General features: G+C 43.6%; 6 protein-coding genes and 1 rRNA gene. 3 read left to right on the top strand and 4 right to left on the bottom strand.

From position 1 onward, the window contains the following. Together L5M38_RS23570 and ccoG are read right to left on the bottom strand one after the other, a co-directional pair. A 16S ribosomal RNA gene (locus L5M38_RS23570) occupies positions 1–330 on the bottom strand; the annotation flags it as partial. Positions 331–928: 598 nt separating this feature from the next. Beyond that, positions 929–2,356: a cytochrome c oxidase accessory protein CcoG gene (gene ccoG, locus L5M38_RS23565; RefSeq protein ID WP_263180487.1), complete on the bottom strand. Its 1,428-nt coding sequence runs from the start codon at positions 2,354–2,356 to the stop codon at positions 929–931. A 91-nt stretch (positions 2,357–2,447) separates the two neighbouring features. Between ccoG and L5M38_RS23560 the strand changes: the two genes are divergently transcribed. The 3 genes from L5M38_RS23560 (at position 2,448) to L5M38_RS23550 (ending at position 4,215) form a co-directional block, all read left to right on the top strand. Continuing rightward, positions 2,448–2,798 carry a hypothetical protein gene (locus tag L5M38_RS23560; RefSeq protein ID WP_263180486.1) on the top strand — a complete coding sequence of 117 codons (351 nt, stop codon included), beginning with the start codon at positions 2,448–2,450 and terminating at the stop codon, positions 2,796–2,798. 124 nt (positions 2,799–2,922) lie between these two features. After that, positions 2,923–3,828 carry a 1,4-dihydroxy-2-naphthoyl-CoA synthase gene (locus tag L5M38_RS23555; RefSeq protein WP_263180485.1) on the top strand — a complete coding sequence of 302 codons (906 nt, stop codon included), beginning with the start codon at positions 2,923–2,925 and terminating at the stop codon, positions 3,826–3,828. A gap of 183 nt (positions 3,829–4,011) precedes the next feature. Further along, the gene (locus tag L5M38_RS23550; RefSeq protein WP_105250772.1) at positions 4,012–4,215 is read left to right on the top strand and encodes a DUF2061 domain-containing protein; all 204 of its coding nucleotides are present in this window, start codon (positions 4,012–4,014) and stop codon (positions 4,213–4,215) included. Positions 4,216–4,498: 283 nt separating this feature from the next. On the opposite strand, the gene L5M38_RS23545 is transcribed toward L5M38_RS23550, so the two are convergent. Both L5M38_RS23545 and L5M38_RS23540 read right to left on the bottom strand, forming a co-directional pair. Next, the gene (locus tag L5M38_RS23545) at positions 4,499–5,863 is read right to left on the bottom strand and encodes a S8 family serine peptidase (protein ID WP_263180484.1); all 1,365 of its coding nucleotides are present in this window, start codon (positions 5,861–5,863) and stop codon (positions 4,499–4,501) included. 76 nt (positions 5,864–5,939) lie between these two features. Next, positions 5,940–6,179: integrase core domain-containing protein (locus tag L5M38_RS23540; RefSeq protein ID WP_263147013.1), on the bottom strand; the 240-nt coding region annotated here is incomplete at its 5' end.

The following is a 6,179-nucleotide window of genomic DNA, read 5'->3' as shown; positions in this document are numbered from 1 at the left end:
GTGTCTCAGTCCCAGTGTGGCTGATCATCCTCTCAGAACAGCTAGGGATCGTCGCCTTGGTGAGCCATTACCTCACCAACTAGCTAATCCCACCTAGGTTCATCCAATCGYGGAAGGCCCGAAGGTCCCCTCCTTTCCCCCGTAGGGCGTATGCGGTATTAGCAGTCGTTTCCAACTGTTATCCCCCTCGACTGGGCAGATCCCTAGGCATTACTCACCCGTCCGCCGCTCGCCRCCTCAGRAGTAAACTCCCTTGYGCTGCCGCTCGACTTGCATGTGTTAGGCCTGCCGCCAGCGTTCAATCTGAGCCATGATCAAACTCTTCAATTAAAGTTTTGTTGCTTCCGTCTTGCGACTTCAGCGGCTCAATGAATTCTGATTTTTTGTTTCTMRCTAAAGAAACAAACTGTACATATTRCTATGAACACTCATTGTTACATTGATTTAAATTTTTGACTGYCAACCCGAAGGCTAAGCAGTTTCGATTAACTCAACACCTGTGAGTGTCCACACAGATTTCTTGTTTTATCTTGTTAAAGAGCAACTCAATATTCATAAGAGAACTTGAGTACCACACTGAGCGTCGAACGCTTCCAGTTGGCTAGGGCTGCGTATTCTACGCATTTCCCGTTTCGCGTCAAGGAGTATTTTACAACTTCTTGCTGCGCTTGAATTAAGTGCTTAAAAGCGACTCAATTCAACTTAACTCGTCAGCTGGCTTTCGCTGTCTGCCGTGTCAGTGGATGCGCATTATAGGGAGCAGGAGATTTTGTGCAAGGGCTTTTTGTAGGAAAATAACGATTAATGGTTTAGACGTTTACTTATCAAACGATACGTATAAAAAAGGGGCTAAAAAGCCCCTTTATCTCGATTAAGTCTGGCAATCTATATGAGTCACGCTCAGCTAGATCATCATAAATACTGTTATCTATGGACTAAAGAAACGAGATTCTTGCTCAACTTCGACTTCTTCACCGTCGATATGAGTTTTCACTTTTATCTCGATATTAGTAACTGAACGAGACAGCTCAACCGGATCGATACCCACACTAATAGGGAGAGTTAACACTTCACCACCCGCAATAGTGACCGAAGTTGGACCGTACCATTTATAGTTGTCTAATCCTTCGACACTCATAGTGTATTCGTGGGATTGCTCTGTCTTATTAAGAATCTTCAAGGTGAAGGTGTTTTCAATCAAACCTTGATTGTTCTCTCTATAGAGCTGGTTGCGGTCACGAATGATGTCCATACGCACAGGCGCTATGGTCGCACTGGAGTATATAAAGACTAATATCATCGCTACCAGTACCACGCCATAACCGACAAGTTTAGGTCGCAGCACTTTTTGCTTAATTCCTTCTAACTTGTTCTCGGTGGTATAACTGATAAGCCCTTTCTCATAACCCATACGATCCATGGTTTGATCGCAGGCATCGATACAAGCGCCGCAGTTAATACACTCATATTGCAGACCATTACGAATGTCGATTCCCGTAGGACATACCTGCACACACAAGTCACAGTCGATACAGTCACCAAGCCCTAGCTCTTTAGGGTCATCTTTGCGTGAGCGCGGACCACGGGTCTCACCACGTTTAGTATCGTAACCCACGATAAAAGTATTCTTATCGAACATGGCCGCTTGGAAACGAGCATAAGGGCACATGTGGATACACATGATTTCACGCATCCAACCCGCATTGCCGTATGTTGCAAGTGTAAAGAACACGACCCAGAAGTAGATACCGCCAGAAGCATTAAGCGTAAATACGTCGACATAGACTTCACGACTTGGCACAAAATAGGACACAAAGGTCATCGCCGTCATCAGTGAGAGCAATAGCCAGGCCGTATGTTTTGCCGTTTTACGCCAGAGTTTGTCAAAGCTCCATGGCATTTGATCTAACTTAATGCGTTTATTGCGTGCGCCTTCAAGTTTTTCCTCGAACCAGATGAACATAAAGGTCCATACTGTTTGGGGGCAAGTGTATCCACACCAAACACGGCCAAGATAGGTGGTCACAAAAAACAGAGCGAAGGCAGCGATCATAAACAACGCTGCAAGCAAGGTGAGATCCTGCGGCCAAATCGTTAAACCGAAGACGTGAAACTTTTGTTCGCCCAAGTTAAACCATACGGCTTGACGGTCGCCCCAAGGGATCCAAGGTAAAAGCAGGAAAAATAACATGGCGATCCAGCCCATGCGGCGACGTACGCTACTCCACAAACCGTCTATGGCTCGGACATAAATCCGATTACGAGGATTAAAGCGATCGGCTTTACTCGCATCTGGCTGGTGAATCTTAATTCGATTGGTTTTCGAATAGTCCTTGTTGTTAGATTCTGAGTTCATCGTTACAGCCTTTTACTGCTTTAATATTGGACGAAAACTAGCTTATTATACCCATATTCTTAATGGTTATTCACTTATGTTGGACTAAAAGATGAAAGGTTGGATCATATTGGCGCTACTCGCGGGTGCTTTATATTACTTATACACAGAAACAGATAAATTAGATGTTCCTATTGCAAAGACTGAGGCGATGATCAAAGAAATAGAGAATAAAGTTGACTCTATGACAGGAACAAAAATTATTAAAATCGACCATAAACTGACTAAGGAAAGAACCGACATCATAGAACGTTTATCCACATTAGAACTCGAAGCCTTCAATCAAATTCCAATGACACCCGAGTCTATTGCCGACTTTAAGGCTAACTATTGCGGTACTATGGCACCTCAACATCCAGTGTTTAGCAAAGATAATCAGCTTTATCTATGTGATCACCTTTAATCATTACAGACTCATAGGCAAACGGGATTTTGCTATATAGCGCTAAGGTTTAGACTTAGGTGATTGACCTTATATATGATTCCGCCTAGCCTTTGAGGCATTACAGCATAAAGGCCTATGAATCATGACCCAACAAGTATCAGACATTTTTGATCCCACCCTATGGGATGAAGTCAGTGGATTTCATTTCGACGATATTACTTACCACAGAGCCAAAGCGCACGGCACAGTACGCATTGCCATTAATCGCCCAGAGTGCCGCAACGCCTTCCGACCTAAAACCGTTGATGAGTTATTTATCGCACTCGACCATGCACGCCGATGGTCTGATGTGGGTTGCGTACTGCTTACGGGTAACGGTCCTTCGGCAAAAGATGGTGGCTGGGCGTTCTGTTCAGGTGGCGATCAACGTATTCGCGGCAAAGATGGCTATAAATATGAAGGCGCTGAAGAAGGCAAAGCCGATCAAGCCAGAATGGGCCGCTTACATATATTAGAAGTGCAACGCCTGATCCGCTTTATGCCTAAAGTGGTCATCGCCGTTGTGCCAGGTTGGGCGGTGGGTGGCGGCCATAGTTTACACGTAGTGTGCGACTTAACCTTAGCCTCGAAAGAACACGCAATATTTAAACAAACCGATCCCGATGTTGCGAGCTTCGACTCAGGTTATGGCAGTGCTTATCTCGCCAAAATGATAGGTCAAAAACGTGCCCGCGAAATCTTCTTCTGCGGATTTAACTACAGCGCTGATGAAGCCTTCGACATGGGTATGGTTAATAAATCCGTTCCCCATGCAGAGCTAGAAACCGAAGCATTAATGTGGGCGAAAGAGATTAACTCTAAATCACCTACGGCTATGCGTATGCTTAAATACGGCTTCAACATGACAGATGATGGTATGGTCGGTCAGCAATTATTTGCCGGTGAAGCGACGCGTTTAGCCTATGCGAGCGCCGAAGCACAGGAAGGACGCGATGCCTTCCTCGAAAAACGCGATCAAGATTTTTCAGCCTTCCCTTGGCACTACTAATTTTAGAATCGTATTAATTTACGTTTAAATGCTCAAAGCCCTCCATCGTGAGGGCTTTATGTTTTTTACAACGGATAAATAGATAAAACCGTTTAAACTAATCTGAAAACACGGCTTTTAATTTTAATGAGAATTGTTATCATCTAAATATTCCCGCTGGGAGCCTATTTAGAGGACAAGATCATGACTAAGACACTCACTTTTGCTGTACTACATTTTAGCGTCGCTTTTACCGTAACCTATTTATTAACTGGCAGCGTAGTCGTAGGTGGCGCAGTAGCCTTAGTAGAACCCGCGATTAACACTGTAGTGTTTTACTTCCATGACAAAGTGTGGAAACGCATTGAGGCAAAAAAGCAGCACGAGCTAGATGCCATTCCAGCATAGAAAGCTAAGCCACCAGCATTTGCTATTGCTGTAAGTTAATCGTCATTTTGTCGTGAATCTAAATGAAAAAACCGCCAATAAAGGCGGTTGTGGGAGAGGAATAAAGTTTCATACTAACCCATTCTGCAGACACTAATTTTTAGCCGTGAAAATCGATACTGAAAAAATAAAGTATCATACTAAATCTGAAATAAGCTCCATTTCGAAGCCTTCATTAAGTAATAAAGTGTCATACCGATATAAATCTAACTACAAAGACAAAGCAGAGAGCAAATAACTATCATCAAACTGTCTGCTCCACTTCAATATTCAGTCCTAGCTTAACTTCTTCGTAAATTGGAAGGTCGCTTCCCGGAGTGTCAAGAGTTACAACCAATGCATAAGGTACATCTATTCCTTCATACCCAGCACGTCCGTTGCAATGAACTTGAATCGCGAGGAAATCCCCCTCGGTAAAGCTGGCAGCCTTGTCACCCTTTCTGACTTCATGGAATATCGTTCCATTTTTCAAGTGATGATGATAATAGTCTCCATTATCCGCATTTATAACTTTATGGGCTGGCGTAGCCCATAATTGAGCACCTCTGTAATCTTGATGGCCATGATTAACGGGTGAAAACCAAGCAACTGTTACAATTAAGCGTCTATTTACTGTTTCAGCGGCTAAACATGGAGGTAAAGGTAAACGGTACTCATGTGCCGCACCATCTCTTATTACTCCAGTGTAAATCAATGTCGCTTGATTGTTTTGGCATGCATGTATCCGGCTCTCATTTACCACTCCAAAGCCTAAGTACTGATTTAATTCAGACTTAAATGTACGATTATTCTCTTTGGTCTTTAACAATTGCTCTATGACTTCTGTCGCTTGCTCCATGTGCTCCGCACCATGCGCGAGCAGAGCCTTGAGAATCAAGGCGTCTGAAGCATATGATAACGCTTGCTGATCCCCAAACTCTTTAATGCTGATAAGTGTTTCATAGAGAAATGCAAGGCGTCGTGTAGCGAGTGCCGCAGCATTGCTTGTGCCAGTTATAAATCCATATGTATTTAACGCACCTGGTGAAGATGCAGGTAGGGCTGTTTTTACTCCTGGTCCAAAACGAACACTCCTGGCAACGTCAAGGACTACATCCTCATTCACTAGCATCGTTTTGTTAATATATGTCTGACGCCCACCTGGCATTAACAGTTCTGGCTTTACCGAATTCTTCTTACCTAATGTGACAGGGCTTATTGGACTAAATAAGCCAGGCGTAGTAAACACATCAACCTGATTAACTGGTATAGCTCCTTCAAATCGATCTTGGTGGGAGGATTTCACTGTTATTGCATTTATAGCTTCGGCAGGCGACATCATCCTCCGTTCATGCTTTTGCTTTGCAATTGCTTTGAGCGTCCTCTCTTCCAATTCTTCAGGCGTTAAAGATTTAAAATCATGTTCTTTGATACCGTCCAAGCATATGCGCTGAGTCATATTACCCGCACTAACAACAAACAAAACGCCATATCGAATAGAAAGCCAATCCAGCATTCTCGCCCAAGGGCTCATCTGAGTATCAAATAACCTATATGGATCGCCAACGGAAAGATTTATTATGACGACATTTGGTGCAGTAGGTGGAAGGCCCCCTTCTCCTTCTTTCATACGAATGACAGCTCTATGTACTAAATCAATAGGCAAGTATGCAGATGGAATTTGCTCAAGTCTGGTTCTGTAGTGGTCAAGTAAAATTGGCCACGGTTTTAGAGTCATTCCAATATAAACGTTCTGACTCATTTGGCGTTAACCCACCATTATATTGATGGGGTCTGGTCTCACTGTAATATCCAGTGATGTAATTTGTGATCTCTTTATCTGCTTCTGTAAAATTCCCATAACCACTGGCGGGTATCCACTCAGATTTCAAACTTCTAAAGAAACGCTCCATTGGTGCGTTATCCCAACAATTCCCGCGACGACT

It is taken from the genome of Shewanella sp. SM101 (assembly GCF_025654465.1).
Lineage (GTDB): Bacteria > Pseudomonadota > Gammaproteobacteria > Enterobacterales > Shewanellaceae > Shewanella > Shewanella oncorhynchi.
The sequence above is the reverse complement of the archived record's forward strand: the minus strand, read 5'-3'. Positions and strand labels throughout refer to the sequence as shown.

Excerpts from the sequence above, each read along its gene's own strand:
- ccoG (WP_263180487.1), bottom strand. The coding sequence starts at position 2,356 with ATGAACTCAGAATCTAACAACAAGGACTATTCGAAAACCAATCGAATT.
- L5M38_RS23560 (WP_263180486.1), top strand. The coding sequence starts at position 2,448 with ATGAAAGGTTGGATCATATTGGCGCTACTCGCGGGTGCTTTATATTAC.
- L5M38_RS23555 (WP_263180485.1), top strand. The coding sequence starts at position 2,923 with ATGACCCAACAAGTATCAGACATTTTTGATCCCACCCTATGGGATGAA.
- L5M38_RS23550 (WP_105250772.1), top strand. The coding sequence starts at position 4,012 with ATGACTAAGACACTCACTTTTGCTGTACTACATTTTAGCGTCGCTTTT.
- L5M38_RS23545 (WP_263180484.1), bottom strand. The coding sequence starts at position 5,863 with ATGAAAGAAGGAGAAGGGGGCCTTCCACCTACTGCACCAAATGTCGTC.